Consider the following 25,298-nt stretch of genomic DNA (forward strand, 5'->3'; position numbering starts at 1 on the left):
AACACAGCGATAAACGACGGTTACGTACTGCATTTCGTGTATGACCACGGTTTCGGTGGCCCATGTCACTACTGCGCCACTGAACGCATGGAATGCGTCCACGAGCTACGGCCCGCTGTATAGGCCACGCAAGTGATGCCTTCGCGGCCGCCAGGCTGCCGTCGAGAGCCGCACCCGGGATGACGCGCTTAGGCGGGCCCACCAACGACAGCCTGGCCATGCTGCGCCCCTCGCCATCGTCACGGACGCCGACGAGAAAGCAGAAGGCGGGCCGCAGCCCAAACCCCTAGGGGGAATACGGATGGCACAGAGCGACGCTGCCGAGAGTTACCTGGCCAAGCTGCGTACTCTCACCGAAAGGATCGAAGCCAGCCAATATCCTCTCCACGATGACGACCTTCTCAGCGCCGACGAAATGGCCGATCTCGCACTTCATATCACGAGTGCTGTGACGCTGCTGGATGCCACACTGACGCTCGGCTACGCGCCCTTGCCACGTGACTGGCAAGCTGCCGCCTCTGACCCGTAAACAGATCACGCGCCCCGGGAAGACCTCACGCCGAGGTGACTGATCGCCACTAGAGCGCCGTGATCGTCCTCCCGGACAGCGACCTTGCCATGCCGCACACCGACGTGCGCGTAACCGCGCTACACCAGGTCGGCCCCTGGACGGCGTCTCCGAACTCGAGCGAGGCCTCGTTGGCGTCGCCGACCGCAACGACGTGCCCACCGCGACGACGACCCATCTCCCTTCGATTGAACCAAAAGACCAATATCCACGTGATCCGCACCGAGAGCGGCCGCAACCTCAGCGGCATCCGCGGCCAGACCGAAGGATTGTTGGAGACCGGCGGTGATCGCCCCGGATGTCACTACAGCGACTTCTGCGCAGCAGTCCCATTCAACCCACCGGGTCGCCTGGATAAATGCGGCTGACTGTTCGCGGGCTGGCCAGCGAATAATTCACCCTATGAGAATCGCCGGCTGACGTCGACCCACCCACCGAACAATTCACCATCACCAGGCTAGCCGTCATACACGCCATGCGAAAGAGAACGTTGAATAACTTCGATGACCAAGAGAACATGTGGACGACTCTCCGGGAAATTCGAAATAGGCGAGAGACGCTAGACGACCACGAGCGTAGAGCTATTGAAATCGGACGAAACGAGCAAGAGATGTCGTGGTCTGATATCGCTAAGGCCCTCGGCCTTGCAGGCGATGATGAAGCGAAGCGTCGATACCAGCATTTGTCCAACCGCTACGTCGGCATTGGGAACGACCCCGAATAACAATGGCGGTGACCCCCGTCATGATGTCCAAGGACCTGCGACTGCGGGGCGACGACGCCCTCCTCGACCTGTCCATCCGGTGCAGCCGGTCCGGCGGAGAGATCAGAGGCGAGTAGCCAGCAGATGTTGCGAATGGGAATCTCCATATGACGGAATCGCACTACCGGCCCGAAGAGGAGCGCGACGACGAGGGCTACAGCATCCCCGCCGAGGAGGCTCGCGCGAGTGCCCCATACAACCGGTACTCCAGCGTTGATGCTGTTGTAGATGCCCCCGGCGACCCGCTGGCACGACTTTTCAACGCAGCCCACCACCACGAGGCCATGAACATCCGCAGCGCCGCTGTCCGCGCCGGGCTGCTGTGGCTGTGCGAATGCAACTGGTACAACCCAAGCACGATGACCGCTTGCGAGCAATGCCATCAGCCCATCACGGCCGCGGTATTGGGGGGGCTGCGAGCGAAAAACGCTCGCTATGAGGAGTTTACGCAAACGGCCGGTGGCATCCTCGGCGAGCGCCCCGGCGACCCGCGCGAAGAAGACGATGAGGTCGACAGCAGGCGGTACTGCCGGTTCTGTCACCGCGATGCCGGCCCCCACGCACACAAGGTCTCCGCTGCCGAGCCTGGCACCAATCCCTGGTGCTGCCCCGGCTGCTGGGACCCCCGGCTCGGATGAAGATCATGGGCGGCAGCGCCGTCGAGTTGTCGCCGTCTTCGGAGGAGTGCCTGCGTTGGCTGCCGGACGGCTGTCACAGCTGGAGACATATCCACGAGGGCGGGTTCAACCCGAACCGGTATGGGGTGAGTGCCGTGCCGAGTCGCGAGGCCGAGTCGTTCACCGTTCGCCTGCACTATTCACGGAGCTGGCCGGCGGCGCGCTTCTGCTACGGGCTGTGGGATCTGCAGCACGAGGCCGGGCTGCCGGAGCTGGTCGGCACAGCGGTGCTGTCCGTGCCGACCAACAGGGCGACGCTCACGAACGTGTTCCCGGACTTGGAGGCGTACCAGGAAAGCCTGGAGCTGGGCCGTTTCGTGCTGACCGACGCCGTCCCCGGAAACGGGGAGACGTGGTTCCTGTCGGAGGTCCTGCGGCTCGCCGGGATGGCCGGGGTGCGCGGCGTAGTGTCGTTCGCTGACCCGGTGCCGCGCACCACGTTGGCCGGCGACGTGGTGTTCCCCGGACACCGGGGCGCGATCTATCAGGCCGCCACGGCGCTGTACCTGGGCCGGGCGACGCCCCGCTCGCTAGTGCTGCTACCGGACGGGACGGTCCTGCACCCACGAACGTTGCAGAAGATCCGCCGCGGCGAACGCGGCTGCCAGTACGCCGAGCGGATTCTGGTCGGCTACGGGGCTACACCCCGCCGCCCGGATGAGGACCGTGCCGCATGGGTCGCCGGTGCCCTGGTGCAGGTCAACGCCCGCAGGCTACGGCACGACGGCCCACATCGGTACGCGTTCCTCGCTGGCAGCCAACGACAGAAGCGGCTGGTCCGTGTGAAGGGCGACCCGCAGGCGTACCCGAAAGATCCGCGCTGGCAGCCGGAGCACCCCGGCTGAAAGAACACGATGAAGATGAGCGGCCTGGTCAAGACGCACGTTGCCGTTTCAGACGGGCCAGCGTACGCGGCCTACCTGGCTTCACTGACCTGCTCCAAAGTACGAGCACCGTCCAGCACGTCACCGCCGCGCAGCAGGCGCTCCCCTGCCGAGTACCGGTCGTGACTGGCGCTACGGAAGAACATCGGCGGACCGCTGACCGGCAACGCCGTCTCGGTCAACACCGCGCACCAACTCGCGGACGGGATCGAGCGGCCTGACCTGCACTCTCCCTCGAACACTCTACCAAGCAGCAAGGACGATTCGCTGTGCCCGCACCCAACCGGCGCTCGCTCCTGACCTACTGCTATTGCACCCATCGCCCGCGACCGGCCCCTATCCGGCCGTCCCCGAACTCGGCCTATCCACTCCACCGTTGTGACGCCCGCTTGAAGGATCCGGCCCTCCAGCGATGGAACATCCCCTGCGGCAAGCAGGCCCGGTGGGAGATCCGAGGAACCACTCCCGGTGGTGACGTCGATGACCGTGACTACCACTGGATCAGCTATGCGTGCGGCCCTCATCTGGCCGCCTATCAAGCTGCCGTGCCGGCCAGGCCCTGGATCACTGACATAGTCGTCACAGCGATCTCCGTACCGACCGATCGGTGGGCAGTACTGCTGATGCTGCGGGCCTGGGTCGACGGACCCGTCCCCGACAGCGTTGCCGCCCGCCTCGCTGACGCAGAAGACCACGCCGCCAGATGCGGGCTCACCGGCGAACGGTACGCCTGGGCGGTCTTTGAGCACTGGTGGGACCACACGCCGGCCCACGAAGAGCGCTACCTGATCGCCGCGTGGCGCGCCGTCGGTGAGGTCGTGGCCGGTGAGCACGGTGCTGCCTGGACACTCCCGCACCTGAGAAACGGCCGAGCCTGTCCATGATGCCCCCGCAGCCCACCCGTGCTGCGACGTCCTTCCCGCCCGATCGCGCCTCGACGGCAAGGAGGACGACGGTCATGACCGCGCCTGAGCCTCGGACGCCGTCGTAGGGCTACCCGATGACCCGCCGTGCGAAGACTGCGAAGCACCCGGCGGCGTCGCCTGTTTCACGAACTGCCCGACCGGCGGTGATCCCCACCTGCCGTTCCCTCTGACCTACGGGGGCAGGCACCTCCCCGTCGCCGACGGCATCGAGGAGATGAGGGACGCACCCGATGAATGAGGATCAACAGCGGTGAGACCGACGCGGCCTGGCGGAGCGGGTCGGTCTCGTCAAGCACAACGCGACCGCCTGACCCGCTCCCGACCAAGACGATCGAGGAGGCCCGCCGTGGCCGAGCCTGACCTCCCGCGCCGCACCCGGCAAGATCTCGCCGATTGCTGGGACCGTTACGCCGCCGGCGTCACCGCAGAAGGACCCGAAGACGCGCTAAAGCACGCATTCGGCTGGACCCAGTACGAAGGGCACGGCCCTGGCGAGGAACTCCTTGGTGAGCCCACCACCGCGTTGGAACTCGGTTCCGGTCGCGGCAACGCGGTCGCGGCCCTCGCCACCAAAGGCATCGACGCCACCGGAATCGACATCTCACCCGTCCAATGCGAGCAGGCGAAACGCCGCTGGAGTCATCTGTCCGGCGCCCGGTACGTACACGGTGACGTCCTGGACTACCTCGCCGGCACCGATCGGCGGTGGGATGCGATCTACTCGATCTGGGGCGCGCTGTGGTTCACCGACCCCGAGCAGCTACTCCCTCTGGTCTTGCAGCGCCTCACGCCCGGCGGGAAGTTGGCGTTCTCGCATGCACCGGCCGTCCCGGGCAGCTACGGCGTCCAGGGCATCTACGCGGCGGGCTTCACCGGCCGGCAGGTATGGGCCTACCGCTGGGCGTACGAGCCGACCACCTGGGCCGAACTCCTCCACCAACACGGCTTCACGAACATCCACGCCCAGGTCGCCCCGGCACCCAACCTCGATCACGTCGGCACCCTCATCGTCGAAGCCGAACGCCCAAACCAGTAGTCGCCGCCTCTCCTGTGACGTCCTCACCCGAGGCGGCGCATCCGCTCTGCTGGGGCCTGTCGCGAGCGTGGATCGAGGTAGTGATTATCGCCTGCTGGGGGGCGAAGCGGGCTGGGATACTCCGCGCCTGACGACTCAGCACCGGCACCGAAACAAACTTGACCGGCGTGGGCGGCCGGGTTGCTCGGTGGCGTGTGCCTCAAGCAACCCGACTGTCACCTCTCCGCACCATACTCGCCTGTGCGCCCACCAATGGTGCCCGCGTCCGTGAATCGGTTACCCGCCGGGACACAAGACGGGACCGCACCAGGTACCTCATCGACTGACATCCCAGGACCGCACGAGGCACCTTCACCGAAAGGATCGATGCGTTGATCAGATCCAAGGGCGGGGACCTGCTCCAGGATGACGCGCAGGCACTCGTCAACACGGTCAACACCGTCGGTGTCATGGGCCGAGGGCTAGCCGCCCAAGTCAAAGACGCCTACCCCAGTGTCTTCGCCGAGTACGTCGCGGCCTGCCGCACCGGAAACGTTCAGCCGGGCCGCATCTTGCCGGTCCAGATCGGCGCGGACCGGTGGATCCTGAACTTTCCGACGAAACGGCACTGGCGTAACCGGTCTCGGCTGACGGACATCGAGGCGGGGCTGGAAGATCTCATCCGTGTCGTGCGCGAACTGCAGATCAGCAGTATCGCCATCCCGCCGCTGGGCTGCGGGCTCGGCGGCCTGGACTGGGCGATCGTCCGGCCGCTCATCGTGGAGCGACTGGCTCCTCTCGATCTGGACGTTCGGCTTTATGAGCCGACGCGCACGGCCTGAGGTCACGGTCCCCTGCGACACCATCGCGCCTGGGCGGAGAATCTGACGTCGTCCACGATCCGTACTCTGGGAGAGGGGATGTCGCGCTGTAGGCCGACCGGCACACGCAACGGAGGTCGTCTCCCAACCACGACCACCCCTCCGAACCGCAAGGTGCCTGCGGGTGGCGTTTTTGCGCCATACGCTCCCGAAGGACACCACACCGTCGTAACGCTCGGCGCATCCCGTGCACCACACCGCTATTGACGTTGGTCACCGCGATCCGCAATCACCGCGACCTGGCCGGGGGCTCACGACCGCGGAGTCTGCGCCACCGCTCGCGGCCACGCAAGCCAGCCCCGTCCCTTCGTGCACCCGACCACGCGGCTGGCTTGCGTGGCCACAGCGCAGCGGCGCGTAACGCCTCCGCACGGGAGCCCCAGCCGGCCCGCTCCCGGCGGGGAACACACGCAGACCGGCCCCGTCCCGCGCACCATCACCTCAACCGTGAAAGGACGTCGTTGGTGAATCGTCACTACCGTTCCTGGTTGGAGACGACCGGGAAGCTGTTCCCTACTCCCGAGCACGCGGCTCGCGCCATCTTGACCGTTCTCGCCGAGCCGGCCAACGCCTGGCTCGGGCGGCGCCTGGCCCACGAGCCAGCCGTCGACGTCGCCTCCGCGCTGCTGGCCAGTCCCGTCGGGTGGGCGAGCGAGCGCGCCGCGCAGGTGTTGTGCGACCCGGCCGTTCCGGACGCTTTCGCCCGCGGTGAAGGACGGTTCGTCATCCCCGGCGATCCGGAGTGGCCAACGCGCGTGGATCTGCTGGGTGCCCGCCGCCCGTACGGGCTGTGGGTCAAATGCCGTCCGGGTCGTCTGGCCGCGCTGGCGCACCGGCCGAGCGTGTCGATCATCGGTTCCCGTGACGCCACTGACTATGGGGTAGACATCACTGCTCGCCTCGTCCGCGAGCTCACCGGTTCGCCGTGGGTCACGGTCGCCGGCGGTGCGCGCGGCATCGACCGGGTCACGGGACCCGCCGACGAACACCGGCGCTCCCCCTCTCAGAGGTCCTCGAGCCCAGTGGGTTCATGAGGAATCGGCGTCAATTCAACGGGCGAGAGACGTCTGGTAATCACCTCGTACTGGCTGAAATTTGCCGGAAGACATCACGTCACCCTTTCCCGTCACCGCCGCCAACAGGCCGATTGCAATGCAACTTCTTAATCCTTGCTTCCGCGTCGAATATCGGCTCTTTCATATTCGATAACCGAGCGCTTTATTTCTGGGATTTCCGCCGGGTTGCCGTGCCGGCGTGGTGAGCCTCGCAGACACCGGCCCGGCGTGTCCGGGGGTCGTTCGGCCTCCCTCGCAAGCTCGGTCGGGCGCTCCACCCCGGACACGCCGGACCGGTGCCCGCGGTATGGCTCCACGCCGGCACGGCAACCCGACGGTTTTCGATGACATTCCCTGCCTGCAACCGGAACCGCGTCCGTACGGAACGGCCACATTGGAGGTCGAAATGACCACGATCACGCCACCGAAGACAGACTCTACTGGCGCCGTCGCAATTTCCACAGTGCCTCAACCGAACGCAGCCGATGCGGCGGCGATCTCCGCGCGGCTTCGCACGATCATCACCGAACTCAGCGGCCGGTTCTACGAGCGCGAATTGGTGATTCGCGTGCTGGTTGTGGCGATGCTGGCCGCCCAGCACAGTCTGCTGATCGGGCCCCCGGGCACGGGCAAGTCGGCGCTGGCACGCGCCCTGACCGCGCGGATCACGGGTGCGAGGTTGTGGGAGACCCTGCTGACGAAGTTCACCGACCCGAAGAAGCTGTTCGGGCCGATCGACGTGGCCGCGCTCACGCAGAAGGGGGAATACACCCAGATGCTCAAAGGGCGGGCCACGGAAGCACATATCGGGTTCATCGACGAGATCTTCAAGTGCTCGCCCGCGGCGTTGAATGAGCTTTTGGCCTTCCTGAACGAGCGTCTCTATCACCCTGAGAACGGTGAGGCACCGATCTCTTGCCCGCTGATCAGCGCCATCGCCGCATCCAATGAGCTGGGGAGCGGTGAGGAGACGGCGGCGATCTACGACCGGCTGCTCGTACGCGTCATGGTCGATTACTTGGCCGACCTCTCCAAATTCGCCGACTTCCTCAACGCGGCCCAAAACGCGCCCGCCCCGGCGTCGGTCGCCGCTCTCCTCGGCTCCGCCTGCGCCGCTCCCTCCGCCTCGACGGTGACCACTGTGGACCTGATGGAGCTGTGCCGGGCCGTCGTGATGTACGTGCCCGCCGTCCACGTGCCGGACGGCATCCGCGACGCGATCAGTCACATACGGACCGCGCTGCAGGACGAAGAGGTAATCGTCTCGGACCGGCGGTGGGAGCAGTCGGTGCGGCTACTGCAGGCCAGCGCATACCTGGCCGGCCGGAAAACGGTCGACGACACCGATCTGGCGATCTTGACGACCGTGCTATGGAACTCGGTCTCCGACCTCCGCATCGTGGAACGCGAAGTGCTGCAGGTGGTGAATCCCCAGGCACGTGAGGCGCTGGACCTGGAGGACGCCATCGACGAGATCGAGGCAGAGCTGGAGGCGCGGAAGGGCCAATCCAAGACGGAGCTGAACAAGTGGGCGACTGATGAGGCCAACGGCAAGCTGACAAGCGCTAAAAAGCGTCTCGAGGCGTTGCGCAAGACCGCTGAGTCGACAGGCCGTTCCACGACGACCCTGGACCGGGTGCTCGCCCGCCGCCACGCCGTGTACGCCCGTGTCTTGGTCGAAGCGCTCAGCGTCGACCCCAGCGCCGTCAATGCCTTTATCTGAGGCCCCAGAGGGATCACCGATGGGCAAGCTGACGAGACTCACGGACCTGGCGCAGCGCGCCGGCCGTTGGCTGGGGCTCTCCGCCCCGCCCGCACTGCACACCCAGGCGATCGAGAGTGACCGGTTCGACCAGAGGAGCTGGCGCGAGACGCTCGCTGCGGCCACCGCGCTGCAGGAGCTGTCCGAGGAACTGGCTCAGGACCACGATTACGCTGGCGAGCTGCTGACCGATGTGTGGACGGCCGCCTACAAGAGCGTCCCTCAACTTCGCGGAGCCGAGGTGATGCAGCCGTCCCGGCGGGTCAATCATCAGGTCATCGCGAGCCTGCTGAAGGCTCCGGAGTTCGAGGAGCTAAGCCGGGAAACGACGGGCGACGCGTTCGCCGCGGCGATGGCCGTCATGGGGCAGCGCGACCGGCTGATCCGGCTGCTGAGGACGGCTGAGGACGCACAAGCCGCTGCTGACAAAGCCGAGCAGGCTCGCCAGGCAGCCGAACAGGCCGCCCAGCAGGTCGAGGCCGCCATGCGGGCCGCCGCCGACCAAGCAAGCCCGGACGGTGCGGTCAAAGAGGATCACGCGCAGGCGGTCGAACAGGCGATCGCCGCGGTGGAACAAGCAGACCATGCCGCCCAGGACACGGCCGACCAGGCACAGCGTGCCCTGGCTCAGATAGCGCCGAGGATACGGACCACGTTGCGGGCCGCCGCCGCTGAGGCCGCCGAACAGGTCAGGCAGCACGCGGAGATGATGGCCGCGTGGGGCGTAGGCCGTGGGGAGCTGCGGCGCATGGACTTCGCCACCCGCCACCGGCTGGCCGAGCGGCTTTCCGGTGGGCGGCTCGGCGAGTTCGCCGATCTGATCGGCCGATTCCGCACCATGGCCTGCGGCGAACGCACCCGCAAGATCGAGAGCACCGCGGGGGAACTGGTCGGCATCACCCTGGGCGACGATGTGTCCCGGCTCATCCCCTCGGAACTGGCGAGTCTCGGTGTGCCTGCCCTGCGCACCACCTTTGCCACCCGGCTTGTCGAGAACCGCCTCATGATCTACGAGAGCCGCTGCGAGCAGGCCACCGGCAAAGGCGCGATCATCGCGTGTGTCGACTGCTCCGGTTCCATGACCGCCGCCGGCCCTGGCGGTGTCACACGTGAGGCGTGGGCCAAGGCCTGCGCGCTTGCTCTGCTGGACCAGGCCCGCGCCGCCCGCAGGGACTTCGCCGGTGTCCTGTTCGCCGGCGCCGATCAGGTGGCCGTGTTCGACTTCCCCGCCACGCAGCCCGTCGCTATCAGCGACGTCGCCGACTTCGCGGAGCATTTCTTCTCCGGTGTTACCGACTACGCCGCGCCCCTGGACATGGCCACGGGCATTCTCGAGAACCAGTACAAGGCGGCCGGTCATCAGCACGGCGACATCGTGTTCATCACCGACGGGATCTGCGACGTCCCCGCCAAGTGGATACGTTCCTGGCAGGAGCGCAAGCGGCGCCTGGGATTCCGCGTCTTCGGCGTCGCGATCGGTCACCACCCCGGCTCGGCCCTGAAGGCGTTGTCCGACGATCTGCGTTCCGTCACTGACCTGGCCGACCCTGGCACCGCCCGTGAGATGTTCCGCGTCATCTAGGGCGCTCGTGCCACGCTTCCCGCCCCGGAAAAGGAACCGCGCACCGCTGGTTTCGCAAAGGAGAGGCCGTTATGAGCCCCTCGTCCTCAACCCAGCACGATCTTCGCCCGATGGAAAGCTTCGACGCCTATGCCGCGAGCGTCAAGGCAGATCAGACACCACTGCTGGGTCACGTGGTCCTGTATTCGATCTTCGATCGGCGCATCCAGCACGAGGAGCTGAAGCGCTGGTTCGCCGAACTTAGCCTCGACCCGGTCTTCCTGCCGCCTCTGATCCGTCCCGACGACGCGTTCGAGAAGGTCACCGGCCCGACCGGTATCCGTGTCTCCTACCCGCTGGACCCCGCCGCCGACAGCGACCGGCACTCACCTCGTCGCAAGGCCGGTGAGGCGACGCTGATGGTGCGGCACGTACGCCGCGACGGTCATGAGATCGTCCGGCACCTGGTACGGGAGGTCCGTGACGAGGCCAAGACGACCCTGTCCTACGACACCCGCCTGGCTGACTGCATCTTCCGCCGAGCCCCGAACCAGGTCACCACGGCTGCGGGCGCCGGCGTCCTGGAGATCAAACCGGTCCACGCCGCGATCAGGGCCCTGCCCGATTTCGAACGCGACAACGTCTATTCCCTGCTCGAGGAGATCCAGGACGCCTATGCCCAGCACTGCATCTACCTGACCGCCGACAAGGTCCGAGCGCTCATCCGCGCCTACGTCGAGCACCTGAACGCGATCAAACTTCGCCCCACCGGAGGCGTGTACTTCGTTCCGCTGGCGCATGAGGAAACCCTCGACAAGCTCCGTGAGCTCACGCTCCGGATGGGAGCCGGCAGCTGCCTGTGGAACATCCCCCTCCTCGACATCGATCAGATGCGGGAGATGGTCGTCAGCGCCTTCACCACCAAGGTCAAGAACGACCTGGAAAAACTCGCCCGTGACCTCGCCGCCGCTCAGGACGAGCATGCCCCGAAAGCCACCGTGCAGGCATTGGCCCGGCGGTTCCAGGCGCTGAAGGCATCGGCCGCCAAGCACTCCGAACTGCTGTCCACCAGCCAGGACGGCACCGACGCGGCCCTTCAGCTGGTCAACATCCAGCTCGTCAGCCTTCTGGCCAGCACCGGCTGAGCCCGCAGGTCGATCACCCGCCGGGTTCAGCCTTCCTCAGGCTCATCGCCGGAAGCTGCCGGCACCGCGACGAACACCACGAGCCCCAGCAATGACCGCTGGGGCTTTTTGCTGCGCGCCTGAAGACCGGTCACCGCTTCCGGCCAGCCAGGCGCATCCCCGGCACCCCCACTGTCTGAAAGCAGGAGGACGTCACCGCATGACCTCTTTCAAATCCCGGCTGATCACGACCGTGATCTGGTGGGCATGGATGCCCACCGGCGCGTATGTGATCTGGCTGGCCCTCCGCTATGGCCTCAGCGGCATGGGCACCTGGTCGCAGTACTGGCGGCTCACCGTCGTGCAGCGCATGTGGCTGCCGGGCGGCACCCTCACCCATCCCACCGGGTTGTTCTGGCTGTGGGTCGCGATCGGTCTCATCGGCACCGCCGCGATCTTCACCATCACCGACGACGACCTGCCGACCGGTGAGGTAGCGGTCGCCATCGTCGCTGTCCTCGCCGCCCTCGGTGTGCTGGCCGTGCCCTTCACCCGGGCGATCTGGGACAACGACAAAGACGAGGGACGCTTCTACAACCAGGCCACGACCTGGCACATCGCCGACGGAGCCAATCCACCGGCGTCATTGACCTACCTGATGCGCGGCGCGCACCGGGGCGTCCACGGCTGCGCTTACCGCAGCCCGGCCGACGTGTACACCTGCGTCCAGGTCGATGCGCTGCCCGGCATCACCTCCTGGGAAGGCCGCACGTCCTCCTACGCCTCCGCTCAGCAGATGATGACGCACGCCGCCTCGATCGCCTCGAACGTCGACGTGTGGGACGCCTCCCTCACCTACCTGTACGGGACACCACCGCAGGCGGGCCGCGCGCCGGCCCGGGCGTGTGGACGGCGATCCTCGACGGTTCGGGGAAGGCGACCCCGACCTACGGCATCGCCTCCTGGGACGGGGCGTCCAACACCGTCAAGGTCGCCTGCCGTTTCGCGCCCGATGCCTTCGACCGGGCCTTCCACGGCGCCCGCGGCAACAGCCTGCCGAACCTGCTCGGGGAGCGGTACCCGAACCTGCTGTGGGACGCCTCGGACGTGTGGGGGTACTGCCGGAACGGCAACCCCGTGATCGTCATCCCGGTCAAACGCCAGGTGCCGTTCAAGAACCACACCGTACTCACCGCCGCGGGTGTCCTGCTGCTCACCGGCGACCACGGCGTCCGCACCTCCTACCACCGCACCATCAAGCCCGGAGATCTGCCCGGCCCCGCCTACCCGGCCAGCCTGACCGAGACCCAGCGTGAGGCGACCCAGTGGGCCGCCGGCCGAAAGTGGAAGTCCCGCGCCTCGTTCGGGTTCGAACCGGCCGCCGACGACGTCCAGGGCAACGACACCAGCGAGTACCTGCTGCGCGGCCCCGACGACCACCTGTACTACGTGACTCCGCTGACCCCGAACGGTTCGAAGTCCCAGGCGTTCATCGCTTACGCCGTCAGCCCAGCCGACAACGCCGCCAACGGCCACCTGAACCGGATGGACCTGTACGTCCTGACCGACGGCGACCCGAACATCACCAACCTCAACACGTTGACGAACAAAGCCACCGACATTGTCCGCGGGATCGATCCGACGTTCTTGAACAGCGGCGGCGGGAAGCTGGAGGAGTTCACGCCGCTCGGCCGCGACATGTGGCGGGTGTACGGGGTCCGCCGTGGTCTGACGAAGTTCTACGTCGACTTGTCCATCACCGGCCGCGTCACACCCCGCACCGTATATGTCAGCGCGGCGCCGGGCGGCGGGTCCGGCACGAAGCCCCCGACGACGCTGCCGGGCTGCCAGCAGCCGCCGGCGACGATGACTACCGGCGAACTGGCGAACTGCCTCGGCACCTTCGCCGACGAACTCCGTCGTCGTAACAAGACGAACCCGTAAACGCCCACAAGCTGGAACAAACCCGCCCGCCGCGTCGACGCACCGAACTCTGACATCGGCGTCGCGTCCCCCGACCACGCCGTGCCTTCCCCGGCGGCCGTGCATCCACGCTGGGGAAGGCCGCGGCGACGCACCTCGCCAATCGGAGTCGACGGGGTCCCGGACGTCCGTCGGCTCCAGCGCACGGCACGCCGCAACGTACGGCATTCGTCACAAACCAGCCACCTACCTGCGGCAACCGGTACCCCAACCACCACATCACCGTTGAACGGAGACGGCCCGTGAGCAGAGAAGTCCGCCGTGTCCCCCTCGACTTCGGCTGGCCCCTGAAAACCATCTGGGACGGCTACCTCCGCCCCGACAATCTGGCCCTGCCTGGATGCCACAGCTGCAACGGCTGGGGCACCAACGCCTCCAGCAACTGGCTGGCCGAAATCGTCTGGCTCCTTGCACGCGTCGGCGACGCCGCCGCCCGCCCCGGCCAGCCCCTGCCCGACCTCCTGCACATGCTCGGGCCGGGAACGCCACCTGGCCCGGACATGGCGGAGCTGACCGGCGGGCTCGCCGGGCGGCCTTCGGACATCATCTTTGGTCACGATGCCTGCGACCACTGGTCCATGACCCGGAAGATCATCAAGGCGGCCGGGCTCGACCCCGACACGTGGGGGAAATGCTCCACGTGCGACGGGCACGGCAACCTCGGCACACCGGAGCAGCGCGCCGCCTTCGAGGCGTGGACGCCGACCCCGCCGCTGGCCGGTGAGGGCTGGCAACTGTGGGAGACCGTCACCGAAGGGTCTCCCCTCACACCGGTGTTCGCCACCGAGGAGCAGTTGGCACGGCACCTGTGCAACAACCTGGGTTACAACCCGACGGCGGCCCGCACCCTCATCGAGGAGGGCTACACGATCGGCTCGTTCGTGGCCACCGGCAGGTCCGTGCTCGACAGCGACAACGACGCCGATGTCATCGCGGCGCTTGCCGATCCCGACAAAGTGTTCACTGAGGAGGACCGCGCCGCCGCCGAGATCGAGCATCATCTGGACAGCGACCGCTGACGAGCGGACTCCTCAGCCTGGGAGAGGACAGCCGCACGCCTGGTTGACAGCGACCGGGACCGATCGGTGTCGCACACCGCTCCCACCGAAGGATCGCTGAACGGGACGTGAGGTGTCAGCGCCCCGTCCTGTCGGGCCGTTATGAAGACCAGCACGACGGGCGGCGCAGCTGCTTGTTGCGTACCTGAGCCGCGCGTCCACGCGTAACGCCCGGCTGCTGACCGCAATGGCCATCGAAGCCGTCCGGCGGCACTCCGCCGAACTGGATCGCGCCCGGACCTCTTGATCACCCACCGCACAACAACGCACCCGTAGACGAAGCACCCTTCCGGACGCACGTTCCGGCGTTCGGATCTTGGCGTGCCCGATGCCGGGCGCTGAGCGCGTGCCCGCACGTTCAGGCTGCGGCATCGCCGCGCGGGCCGCAACCGGGCGGCGCGCGCGTCACCAACCTGCCCGGCTGCTGGTGGCCGACGACAGCCGAGGTTCCCGGGGAGCGTTTGAACGCCCCCCGGGCGCCGCCCGGTGGGCCGGCCCGCCCAGCGATACCGCGGACGCCCACGTGCCGGACACGCGCCCAGCGCCGCCACGGGCCTGACACCGATCGGCCCAAGAGCCCTCGGCCACTCCCCGCCAACGCTGCGCGAAGTCCCGCCCCCGCTGTACCGAATCCCTATCCGAGGAGTATCTGCATGACCGAACATGCCGCACTCGAGACCGATGCTCGCCCGCAGGACGAGCCGACCTCGACCGACCTGGCGGTCCCCGACCCGGACGTCCTTCAGCCGTCGCAGATCATCGACCCGCCCACCGTCACCGACCGGCCGAAGATCGACATCGGCCTGCTGAAGCCCCCGTTCAACCCGCGCGAGAACATGGATCTCAACACCACGTTCCTGCGCTCGATCAAGGCAGCCGGCGTCGACACCGCCATCGAGATCGCTCCTGATCCCGACGAGCCGGGAATGTTCCGGGTGATCGATGGGGAGCGGCGCCGTCTCGCCGCCCTCAAGGTCGGGAACTTCCCCGGCTATCCGATGGTGCCCTATGTCCTGGACGTCGACAGCGCCGACGATGTCGGATGCCAGGCCATACGGCGGATCATCGGTAACAGCCCCGAGCTGCGCAACAACCTGACCCGGTGGGAGCAGGTGACTCTGGTGGCGGCCGCCGCCAGCGCGGGCCAGGACCGGCTCACCCTGCGGCGCGCCGCCGGGATGACGGCGAAGGACCAGCGCGCTGCGCTGAAGGCAGCGAAACTCAACGAAACCGGCCGGGCACGCGCGCTGGAGTTCTGCGAGGAACCGACCATCCCTGAGTACGCCCTGCTGCAGGAGTTCGAGGACGACCCCGAAGCGATCGAGCTGCTGCTTCGCAGGAGGAGCACGCGGGGCGGAATGGCTCACGCCGCAGTGATGATCCGCCAGCAGCGCAAGGACGAGGCCGACGCCGAACGGTTGCATGCCGCGCTCCAGGCGGCCGGCACGCCGATCACCGCCGAGCTTCCCGGCGGTGCGATCGAGCTGAAGGACCTGCGCAATAGAGATGAGGAGTTGAGCGCCGACGCCCACACCGCATGCCCGGGACACGGCGTCTACTTCGGCCAGTGGGAACAGCACCTCCCGTACTACTACTGCACCGACCCGGTCGGCCACGGGCATGTCGTCGCCGATCCCGAGAAGGCCGAACACGCTCGCCTGTGGAAGGAGCTGACAGCGGCCGGCGTCACCGTGCACCAGGGATACCCCACCGGCACCGTGGCCTCGCTGGAAAACCTGCTGCACGACGGGGAACCGCTGACCGCCGAGTCCCACGCGGCCTGCAACGGCCGCGGCGCGTACTTCATGTCGCATACGCCGACGCAGCCGAGGTACTTCTGCTCCGATCCGGACGGCAACGGGCACACCTTCGCGCCCGGGACCTACCAGGCGGCCGCACAGGCACGGGAAGACGCCAAGAAGAACGCACCGTCGACTGCGTTCGTCGCCAGAGCCAACCGGGAGTGGGTGGCGACGGCGACAGTACGCCGGGAATGGCTGACCGAGTTCCTCGCCCAGCCATCGCCGCCCAAGGGCGCGCTGATCATCAAGTTCATGGTGACCGTGATGTCGGAGATGCCCGGTCCGCTCCGGTCCGGGCTCGGCGGCGCGGGTGCCAGCAACACCTACCACAAACTGGTCGGCCGCCACGGTGCCCAGGTCGCCGCATCGGCTGCCAAGACCAAGCCGACCCGGCTGCAGGTCCTGGCCGTAGCCCCGATCATCGCCGCGTACGAGGAGTACATCACCGGAGACTACGACCGGCGGAACACCTGGCGCACCGACGGGAAGACCAACCCTCACTGCACCAGGGAGGAGTGCGCCCAGTACCTGATGTTCCTCGTCTCCTGCGGATACCCGCCGACCGACATCGAGCAGGCCATCATCGACGACAAGCCCTACACCGGAGAGACGCCCGCCGAGACACCGGTCGAGGCGGCCGTCGAGGCGGCCGTCGAGGCGGCCGTCGAGGCGGCCGACGCCGAACCGGCGGACAGCACCAGTACGCCGCTGAAAGCGGAGGCCGGCGAAGCGTCACCGGCCGAGCCCGCTGGCAGCGACAGCGTCACCATTCCCAGCGGATCCGACGACGACATCGCGCCCGACGCGACCACGACGGTGCCTGCCGAGGCCCCTGACGTCGCCTCCGACGCCACGCCGGGCGTCGGAGGCGAGGTCGAACCGATCGACGCGGAGCCAGCCACGACCGACGTCGCGGACACCGTGCCAGCCGCGGCCTGATCCACGCCTCCGCACAGGACGGCGCTCCTCCCGACCGATGTAGCCCCATCCGGCCGGGAGGAGCGCCGTCCCCGGCGCCCTCCATCAAATCTCGCGAGGAAACTTCAAGAAATCAGAGACCAGCCGATGTTCGTCATCGTCAGCGCGCGTGGCCGTGCCATCGGCCGCACGACCGGCTACGGCGACCCGCGCACGGGGAGCCGCTGACATGGACGATCCCATCATCGTGGACCCCGACATGCCCGCCTCGATGCGCGCGCATCGAAAGGCTCAGCTGAGCGAACTCGTTGACGTCCAGGCGTGGGTGCAGGTGAGGAACCCACTCACCGGCGATGTCTGGGAAGGGGTCATTATCGGGTTGGCCGACCATCCCGTGATGCTGCTGCGCGATGCCACCGATGCCACCCGGTGCCTGCCTCAGTACCTCGCCGTCGAGCAGATCGACCCGCCGCTGGCGCCGCCTGGACGCAACCCGGTCGAGATGAGCCGCGAAGAACTCCTCGCCGTTCTCGATCAGATACGCGCCGGAGTCGCGGCCGGGGACTCGCTCGAGGGCGGCATCGAGTACCTGATGCCCGCGCCGGGATCTGCTGCGGAGTTCGCGGTCCGCGGAGGTTACCGAGTCGGCAACACTCACGGCCAGGGTGGCTACGTCCACATCGCTCGGGGCGACGCCAGCGACGCGGCCACCTGAGACGTACGAAGCGATCTCAAAGCGCAAGAAGCCGCCGCACCTCGCCCCTTTCTGCATGCCAGGTGCTGGCCAGTACTTGCGAAACCTCACGTTGCAGAGCGTGTCGAGCGTCCCGAGGTGACCCGGCGATGGTCGCTCGGCGCATGTCCGTACGCCGTCGCCACAACACATTTTTGGAAGGAAGATGTGATCGGTCATTCCCCTGATGTCGATCGGCCCGGTGCACTTATAACGCCGGCCTCCGAGCTGGTCCTGCCGAAGACTGCCTCCCATGCCGAATGGCTGACGGCCCGCCGTGCCGGCATCGGCGGCTCCGACGCGCTGGCGGTGATCGGACTCGACCCGTACAAGACGCGGCTCGAGGTCTACCTGGACAAGGTCGACCGGGCCCCCGTCCGCCCGCAAACCAAGCGGATGCGATGGGGACAGATCGTTGAAGACTCCATTGCCACCTATTTCTCCGAACGAACCGGGATCGGAGTACGGCACTGCGGTCTCCTGCGAAACCTTGAACGCACATGGCAGCTGGCTTCGGTGGACCGGCTCACCAATGACGGCGGTCTGCTCGAGGTGAAGAACACGTCCATCTGGCGAGCCAAGGAGTGGTCAGATGACCAAATCGCCGACGGGGCCGAAGCTCAGGCTCAGCATTATCTGGATGTGACCGGCCTGGATCACGCATGGGTCGCAGTGCAGATCGGCGGTGATCCTCCCGAAATCCGGCTCATAGAGCGCAACGAATCGTTTATCGCTGACATCCGGGCGATGGAAGAGGAGTTCTGGCAGCTCGTCGTGACACGTACGCCACCAGCGCTGGAGGGCGGCGCGGCGGCCGCCGATCTCATCAAGCGAATGTTCCCTTCCGGTGCAGAAGGCAAGCGCGTCGAGGTGGATGAGGAGTTCATGACGCTGCTCGCCGAGCACCGGCGGCACGTCACAGAGCAATCGGCCGCCGAGAAGAACAAGAAGGCGGTCCAGTCCAGGCTCGCTCAGCGGATGGGAACGGCCAGCGTCGCGGTCTATCGGGGTGAGGTCGTCGCCGAGTGGAAGAACGAACGCGGTCGCGAAGTGTGCGACGGCGACGTCCTTCGCGAGAAGTTCCCCGATGCCGCCGGCCTGGTCCTGTCACGAAGGTCTGTCCGAAAGTTCTATAACAAGATGTCCCGGAGATGATCAAATGACCAAAGACCTTCCTGATCGAGCGGCTGCACGCCGGAAGGCCTCCGGTGACCAAAGCCCGGATGAGCGCGGCGCAACCGGTAGCGAGACCAGGTCAGACCCTGGCGAGAACGCGCTCAAAACCCTCCGCGGCCAGATCATGCAAATGCGGGACGAGTTCCAGATGGCCATGCCGCGGGGTATTGAGGCCGCTCAGCTCATCCGCGACGCCATCACCTGCCTGCGAACCACGCGGGGGCTAGCCCGCTGCGACCCCCTCTCGTTGCTGGGCGGGTTGATGACATGCGCGCAGCTCGGTCTGCGCCCGGGCGTCGACGGCCTCGGCCACGCCTGGCTGATCCCCCGATGGGATGAAGCCGCCGGCTGCCAGCGTGCATCGCTGGTCATCGGCTATCAGGGCTTCGTGGAGCTGGCGTACCGGTCACCCAAGGTGCTTATGGTGGCCGCCCGTACGGTCTTTCACGCCGACGACTTCACCATCACCTGGCAGGGGCCCGACGACGAGTTCGCACACCGGCCCTACCTCGACGGCGATCCCGGTGAACCACGGCTTTATTACGCGCTGGCGCGGCTGGCTGGCGGCGGCTACACCTTCACTCGACCGACCAACGTCGCGTCTATGCGAGCTCATCGTGACAAGTACGCGCCGAGGAACAGGTACGGGGAAATCGTCGGCCCGTGGGTCGACTTCGAAGAGCAGATGTCATGGAAAACCGAGTTCTTGCGGCTCAGCAAGTACCTTCCGAAGAGCACCGATTTCAGCCGTGCCCTGGCCATCGACAACGGTATCCGCACCGATCCATCTCCAACGGTCGATCCTGAAGACGTCACCACTCATCCGGCCACGATCCTCGGGCACATTGAAGCGGGCACCCACGATGACGCCGAACACACGTCAGCTCCTGGTGCCTCCTGACCACATCTCATAGGCACCAGCCCGCCGCAACGCCGCCGCTCCCGCCAGGAGACGGCGGCTTTTCCATCCCTGCGACGCAAGGAGAACCATGACCGTCACCACCCCTCCCACGTGGGATAAGCGATCCCCACAATTCGCGCACCGTCAGCCGCCCACCCGGGGCGTTCGCCATGCGAGCGTGCGCATCAACGTCTTCGGCCCGGTCGTCGACGGTGCCTGCCACGTCACGATCGATCAGCTGAAGGGGGTGTCCTGACGATGGCTCTGGCCCGCACACGCGCCGTGGCGCTGCTGGGAGTCGAAGGGATGATTGTCGACGTCGAGGCGGCGGTCACCAGCGGGGTTCCGGGCCTGCATCTGGTCGGGCTACCGGACATGACGGTCGGGGAGGCCCGCGACCGGATTCGGGCGGCGGTCCTTAATAGCAATGAGCGATTTCCCGACCGCCACATCACCGTAAGCCTTTTCCCGGCCAGCATGCCAAAGCGCGGCAGCGGCTTCGACCTGCCTATCGCCGTCGCAATGCTCGCAGCCGACGGTGCGCTGCCGACGGAAGCGTGTGCGGACACCGTAATGATCGGTGAGTTGGGGCTCGACGGTCGGATCCGCTCCGTGGCGGGGGTGCTTCCGGCCGTGCTCGCAGCGGTCGAGGCGGGCGTCGAGACGGTGATCGTGCCGAGGGCAAATCTCCCCGAGGCCTCGCTCGTGCCTGATGTGAAGATCATCGGTGTAGCGTCGCTTCGGATGTTGCTGGCTCGCCTGCGTGACCTGCCGTTCCTGGATGACGACGAGGACGATAACGCGCCAGCCGCTCGGCCCGGCGGCGCGGTGGCGCGGTCCCAGGCCGGGCACCGCGACCTCGATCTGGCCGATGTGCGGGGGCAGGCCGCCGCGCGCAAGGTGCTGGAGATCAGTGCTGCGGGCGGTCATCACATGCTCCTGACCGGTCCACCCGGAAGCGGGAAGACGATGCTAGCCGAGCGGCTGCCCACGCTGCTGCCAGATCTCGATGATGACGTCGCCCTGGAGGTCACGGCAATCCATTCGATCGCGGGTGCTTTGCCCGCCGGGCAGTCGCTGATCACGCGCCCGCCGTTCCGTGCTCCACACCACACGACGTCCCGGGCCACGCTGGTCGGCGGTGGCAGTAGCCGGCTGAACCTGCCGGGGGAGATCTCGCTGGCACACGGCGGTGTGTTGTATCTCGATCAAGGCCCCGAGTTCGCCGGAGGCGTCCTGGACGCGCTGCGCCGGTCGCTGGAGGAAGGCACGGCGACTATCGCCCGGTCCGGCGTCACCGCCCGCTTCCCCGCGCGGTTCACACTGCTGCTGGGGGCGGACCCCTGCCCGTGCGCCGCGGCTACGATCGGCGACTGTACGTGCGCGCCGTCGGTGCGGCAACGCTATCTGGCCCGACTGCCGCTCCTCGATCGGATCGAGCTCAAGTCGGAACTGGAGCAGGTGTCCGCTGCGGGGCTCCGTAACGGCCTGGAACCGGCCGAGTCGAGCGCGACGGTCGCCGAACGGGTGCTGGCCGCCCGTGAGCGCGCTGCCAGGCGGCTGACCGGCCTGCCGTGGCGAACCAACGCCGACGTGCCGGGTCGGGAACTTCGCCGCCGCTTCGCCCCGGCGGCCGGTGCCCTGGCGGTACTGGAGCGCCCGTTGGCCGACGGGCGGCTCAGCGCGCGTGGCTTCGACGGTGTCGTACGCGTCGCCTGGACCCTCGCCGACCTCGCCGGTAAAGACACGCCGACTGCCGGTGAGATCGACGAGGCGTTCGGGCTGTGGCAGGGCCGCCCCTGACCCCGCCGCGTCACACGACGGGCAGTCGCCGTTCGGAACGATCGCCGGAAACCCACTGATCAGACGCTGGCCATCGAGCGCCATCCGCCATTGGACGGCGCGCGTCCTCGCTCGCGCCACTCCTCCCGTTGTCCCGTTTCTCAGGGCCGCACGGCAGCCACGCCACGGCGGCCCCACATGTCGACCGCCTGTGCTGCCTGGAGGCTGTGATGCAGCCCATCAACGACGACTTTCTTCTCCACGCCCGCGAGCTCGCCGACCGGCTCGGCAGCGGCTGGCAAGCCCATCCCACCGCCATCGATCCGCGTGGTTCCGAGCTCACGCACCCGGACGGGCGTTGCCTGTTCGTCGGCTTCACCAGCCCAGACACCCCGATGCAGCTGGTGATACGCGGCATATTCCCCGACAGCGATCACGACCGGCCGCCCGGCCATCGGACCCCACAGATCACGATCGCCTTCAACCGCGGACCCACGGTCTGGGCCGCGGAGATCCGCAGACGTCTGCTCCCGGCCTACGGCGCACAACTGGACAGGGTGCGGGATTACCACGCCGTGTGCGAGCAGCATCATGCAGACCGCGAAGCCGTGGCCGCCCAGATCCTCGAACGACTTCCGGGCAGCTGGCGATTCGATTCGAACACGGGCCGGCTACGTCTCCACTGGAATCCGCCGTGGAAAGCGGGAAGCACCCGTATCACAGTCTCCGCCGACGCCACCCACGTGGACATGGACCTGGACTGGGTTCCCCGTCACGTCGCCGACGCCGTCATCACCGTCTTGGCCGACGTCGACCGTAAACACCGATGAGCCACCGCTGAACGCCGGATCACTGGTCGAGCGGTCCTCGACACTGCTCTGCGACCGGCCCATCGCCGGCACCGAGCCGGGTCGGTCTGCGGGCTCTCCGCCCGTGGAGTCAGGCGCCGTGCCGGCCATGGCGGGGGCGTTCAACACGCCTCCACTCGCCGAACCGCCGTTCCGCGGAGGAGCCAGGACCTGATCGCCAACGACATCGACGGCACCTGCGAAGTCATCAACGACGAAGATGACAAGGATTGATGTCCCGCCCCACGTACTCTTCATCCCCGCCGCGAAGCTTCGCCGCCTGTGACACCCCACGTCCTCCGCCGACTTGCCCGCCCGTCTCGGCGACGGCTTCCCCAAGGAGGCGGCGTGAACCAGCCGACCGCTAAGCGCGGCGATCTCATCGTCGTCCAGACCCGCCGTCGCGCCTACGGCATGGCAAGCTGGGACGAGCTCGGCATCGGCATCGTCACGAACCTCACCCGCGAGGGACGCATCAAGAAGTGGAGGCCCGCTGGCGGCGAGGTCCCGGCGACCCTGAATTCGTCCGCGATCCACCGGTACTACGTGATCCCACAGGACCAGATCGACGTCGAGGCGGCGCTCCAGACGGCAACCGAGCACACTTGGCCGGGTGGGTCACCGGGGATGCCGTATGAGTCTCTCCGCGACGTCCAAGCGGCATTGCTCCCGCACCGCAAACCGCAGGAGGCCCAGCAGCCAGCCGCGGAGCGGTCAGCTGAGGCAAGCGGCGTGGCACTGCTCGATGAGGCCAGCAAGAAGGCCTGGGAGTACCGCAGCAAGGCCAAAGCTATCAACGCGGTCCAGGACATCCTCAACGCCGCCTCGTCTGCGGAGTCCGACACCGCGTTCGCCGCATGGTTCCGCGCCGTCGGCTACGACGGCCCCCGCGAGGACTTCGCCGCGTTCTTGACCGCCAAGTACCGCAACACAGGGGACATCGCGCTGTCACTGGCGCGTGGAGCGCTGCTGGCAGAAGCGGAAGCGAGGGCAGCCTCGTGAACTCCTGCACGCGGCCACCACCGCGAACACACCCGGATCGGAATCCGGGACGAGACGACGAAACTGATCAACCCCGTGTATGGGGCTAACGCCGTCGGGCGAACCGTGACTTCAAAGACACGTCGCCCCGCAGCCGTCGTCTGCGGTGACCTGCCCGCCCGCGAGGAATCGGTGGTGCGCCGGCGCCCGAGGACTCTACGCAAGAACCCGCCATACGCCGCTGTCACCGCCACCGCCCACCCGGTATTGCAGACCGGCTTGCCAGCCAGGAACCCCGTGAGGAGAACGCTTGATGTCCGAAACCCTTGTCCTTTCCCTCCCCGAAACGCTGCTGGCCGAATTCGTCGTCGCCGGCCCGCAGCGGCTACCCCCCGCGGTCTACGATCCGCCCGCCGATGCGCGCGAAGCAACGCGCCTGCGGCTGTGGCGGCCGGACATTCAGCTGCGCCGTACCGGCACCATGCCGATGCGACGACTCCTGCACGATGCTGTCTGCCCGGACTGCCCCAACGGTTTGGCCACCGAGACCCGCCGCCGGATCGAACGCAGCGAACATTTCATCCACGTCTCCTGTACCGGCACGGCGGCCTGGCCTCCCCTGCATGTGCCGCAAGCCGCGCTGTCGGCTGCCGCTCACGCAATCGCCACCGGTGGTGTCGTCCTCGACGCCGCCACCGCCAGGCCGCTTCATCAGGTATGGCAGCAGCCGTCCTCTCACGCCGACCCCTTCGCGATCGGACGGTGGATCTCGGTGACCGCCCGATCAGCAGGTGCGAACTGGGCTATCCGCACCGCGGGCCTGAGCCGGTGCGGCCTGCCGGAGCTGGCCGCGTGTGGCATTCCCACCGACCTGCTCAACGCCTGGGCCCGCATCCTCAACGGTGTGGCCCACCGACTGCTGTTGGATCAGTGGGAAGATCTGGCCGATAACCATGACCGGGCGTTCCGGGAAGCCCCAGCGGTCATCACCGTCACCGTCGCCGACATCGAGACCGCGATGAGCCTTTCCGACATGGGGCCTCCGGCGGCAGCCAACGTCGGACTGCAGCTGGATCCGGAAACCGCACGGCATCCCACCCTCCTGCAGGTCCTGCCCCCCTCGCTGATCGGCACCGGAACCGACCAGGACATTGTGGAGGCCATCGGCTGGCGACGCGCTGTGGCCGCCCGGTTGACGCCTTACGTCCTCCTCTAGACGGTCCGGCGCTCGGCGGGCAGCGGCACATATCACAGCCCCCGTGTCCGGCCCGCCTCGTGGCGTCCCTTCCAGATCTAGTCTCCGTTGCCAGCGCGCAGACCGAACCTCTTGTTGAAAGAAGCACACCATGCGCGACGACACCCACCCAGACGAGCCAGCTGATCCGCGGCCGTCGACGACCGTGTTCTTCGTAGATCGCGGATCGGCGCACGTCACCGATCCCGAAGCGATAAAGGGGATCCAGGCCGTGTTGAACCGTAGCGGCACATCCGCCACCACAACCATGACCGAGATCGAACGTGTTCTGGCCAGCGCAGGACGCATCACCGTGCCAGCGGACAAGGCCCGTCGCATCACGGTGCGTCGAAGCGAGCAGGTAGCCGGTTCGCCGCTTGTTCAGATTGTTCAGATCGACGCCGGACCCGTCACCGTCTTCGTCTATCAGGCCCCGGCGCTGGATTGTCGGCTGGTCATCGATGTGCACGCCGCCAACGCACGTGACCAAGCGTGCGTGTTGCTCAACGGCCTGCCTGCGGCGCTCCCTGATGAGCACCGAAGGGCGGACGCGGCAGGACGCCGCCCTGGCTGGCGGTCGCTGACACACCGCATCGCCGCTCGCTGGCGCCGTGCCCGCCCCGACCGCAAGCACGACACGACCGGCCCGAGGGGAAGGTGAGCCCG

At 67.2% G+C, this 25,298-nt stretch carries 22 protein-coding genes; all 22 read left to right on the top strand.

The annotated features are described in order from the left end of the window. Positions 1-301 precede the first annotated feature (301 nt). Positions 302-529 (top strand): hypothetical protein, encoded by a 228-nt coding sequence (locus ACYVF7_RS33500; RefSeq protein ID WP_460348578.1) that lies wholly within the window; start codon positions 302-304, stop codon positions 527-529. Positions 530-1,438: 909 nt separating this feature from the next. Then, the gene (locus tag ACYVF7_RS33505) at positions 1,439-1,969 is read left to right on the top strand and encodes a hypothetical protein (protein ID WP_460348580.1); all 531 of its coding nucleotides are present in this window, start codon (positions 1,439-1,441) and stop codon (positions 1,967-1,969) included. Beyond that, positions 1,933-2,853 (top strand): Mom family adenine methylcarbamoylation protein, encoded by a 921-nt coding sequence (locus ACYVF7_RS33510; RefSeq protein WP_460348582.1) that lies wholly within the window; start codon positions 1,933-1,935, stop codon positions 2,851-2,853. Before ACYVF7_RS33505 ends, ACYVF7_RS33510 begins: the two co-directional genes overlap by 37 nt. Before the next feature lie 428 nt (positions 2,854-3,281). Then, positions 3,282-3,776: a hypothetical protein gene (locus tag ACYVF7_RS33515; RefSeq protein ID WP_460348584.1), complete on the top strand. Its 495-nt coding sequence runs from the start codon at positions 3,282-3,284 to the stop codon at positions 3,774-3,776. A gap of 388 nt (positions 3,777-4,164) precedes the next feature. Then, positions 4,165-4,854, top strand: a complete 690-nt coding sequence (locus ACYVF7_RS33520) for a class I SAM-dependent methyltransferase (protein WP_460348586.1) — start codon at positions 4,165-4,167, stop codon at positions 4,852-4,854. Between the two features lie 371 nt (positions 4,855-5,225). Further along, positions 5,226-5,675, top strand: a complete 450-nt coding sequence (locus ACYVF7_RS33525) for a macro domain-containing protein (RefSeq protein WP_460348588.1) — start codon at positions 5,226-5,228, stop codon at positions 5,673-5,675. A 527-nt stretch (positions 5,676-6,202) separates the two neighbouring features. After that, a complete protein-coding gene (locus ACYVF7_RS33530) occupies positions 6,203-6,748 on the top strand; it encodes a DNA-processing protein DprA (protein WP_460348590.1) in 546 nt (181 codons plus the stop codon). Positions 6,749-7,175: 427 nt separating this feature from the next. After that, positions 7,176-8,492, top strand: coding sequence for an AAA family ATPase (locus ACYVF7_RS33535; protein WP_460348592.1), 1,317 nt, complete (start codon positions 7,176-7,178; stop codon positions 8,490-8,492). 19 nt (positions 8,493-8,511) lie between these two features. Next, positions 8,512-10,113, top strand: a complete 1,602-nt coding sequence (locus ACYVF7_RS33540; RefSeq protein ID WP_460348594.1) for a VWA domain-containing protein — start codon at positions 8,512-8,514, stop codon at positions 10,111-10,113. Between the two features lie 110 nt (positions 10,114-10,223). Continuing rightward, positions 10,224-11,237 carry a DUF6744 family protein gene (locus ACYVF7_RS33545; protein ID WP_460348596.1) on the top strand — a complete coding sequence of 338 codons (1,014 nt, stop codon included), beginning with the start codon at positions 10,224-10,226 and terminating at the stop codon, positions 11,235-11,237. A gap of 882 nt (positions 11,238-12,119) precedes the next feature. Then, positions 12,120-13,160, top strand: coding sequence for a hypothetical protein (locus tag ACYVF7_RS33550; RefSeq protein ID WP_460348598.1), 1,041 nt, complete (start codon positions 12,120-12,122; stop codon positions 13,158-13,160). 281 nt (positions 13,161-13,441) lie between these two features. Further along, positions 13,442-14,218 carry a hypothetical protein gene (locus ACYVF7_RS33555; RefSeq protein WP_460348600.1) on the top strand — a complete coding sequence of 259 codons (777 nt, stop codon included), beginning with the start codon at positions 13,442-13,444 and terminating at the stop codon, positions 14,216-14,218. A 692-nt stretch (positions 14,219-14,910) separates the two neighbouring features. Next, entirely contained in the window at positions 14,911-16,998 is a 2,088-nt protein-coding gene (locus tag ACYVF7_RS33560) for a ParB/RepB/Spo0J family partition protein (RefSeq protein WP_460348602.1), read from the top strand. Positions 16,999-17,206: 208 nt separating this feature from the next. Next, positions 17,207-17,692 (top strand): hypothetical protein, encoded by a 486-nt coding sequence (locus ACYVF7_RS33565; protein ID WP_460348604.1) that lies wholly within the window; start codon positions 17,207-17,209, stop codon positions 17,690-17,692. A gap of 117 nt (positions 17,693-17,809) precedes the next feature. Further along, positions 17,810-18,865, top strand: coding sequence for a YqaJ viral recombinase family nuclease (locus tag ACYVF7_RS33570; RefSeq protein WP_460348606.1), 1,056 nt, complete (start codon positions 17,810-17,812; stop codon positions 18,863-18,865). A gap of 4 nt (positions 18,866-18,869) precedes the next feature. Then, the gene (locus ACYVF7_RS33575; protein WP_460348608.1) at positions 18,870-19,787 is read left to right on the top strand and encodes a recombinase RecT; all 918 of its coding nucleotides are present in this window, start codon (positions 18,870-18,872) and stop codon (positions 19,785-19,787) included. An 88-nt stretch (positions 19,788-19,875) separates the two neighbouring features. Beyond that, positions 19,876-20,043, top strand: coding sequence for a hypothetical protein (locus ACYVF7_RS33580; RefSeq protein WP_460348610.1), 168 nt, complete (start codon positions 19,876-19,878; stop codon positions 20,041-20,043). Positions 20,044-20,045: 2 nt separating this feature from the next. Continuing rightward, positions 20,046-21,590, top strand: coding sequence for a YifB family Mg chelatase-like AAA ATPase (locus ACYVF7_RS33585; RefSeq protein WP_460348612.1), 1,545 nt, complete (start codon positions 20,046-20,048; stop codon positions 21,588-21,590). 209 nt (positions 21,591-21,799) lie between these two features. Then, positions 21,800-22,399, top strand: a complete 600-nt coding sequence (locus ACYVF7_RS33590; protein ID WP_460348614.1) for a hypothetical protein — start codon at positions 21,800-21,802, stop codon at positions 22,397-22,399. A gap of 366 nt (positions 22,400-22,765) precedes the next feature. Continuing rightward, the gene (locus ACYVF7_RS33595; RefSeq protein WP_460348616.1) at positions 22,766-23,419 is read left to right on the top strand and encodes a hypothetical protein; all 654 of its coding nucleotides are present in this window, start codon (positions 22,766-22,768) and stop codon (positions 23,417-23,419) included. Between the two features lie 292 nt (positions 23,420-23,711). Next, positions 23,712-24,614 carry a hypothetical protein gene (locus ACYVF7_RS33600; protein ID WP_460348618.1) on the top strand — a complete coding sequence of 301 codons (903 nt, stop codon included), beginning with the start codon at positions 23,712-23,714 and terminating at the stop codon, positions 24,612-24,614. A 130-nt stretch (positions 24,615-24,744) separates the two neighbouring features. Further along, positions 24,745-25,293 (top strand): hypothetical protein, encoded by a 549-nt coding sequence (locus tag ACYVF7_RS33605; protein WP_460348620.1) that lies wholly within the window; start codon positions 24,745-24,747, stop codon positions 25,291-25,293. The last annotated feature ends 5 nt before the right edge of the window (positions 25,294-25,298 follow it).

This window comes from Actinoallomurus acanthiterrae (genome assembly GCF_054775715.1).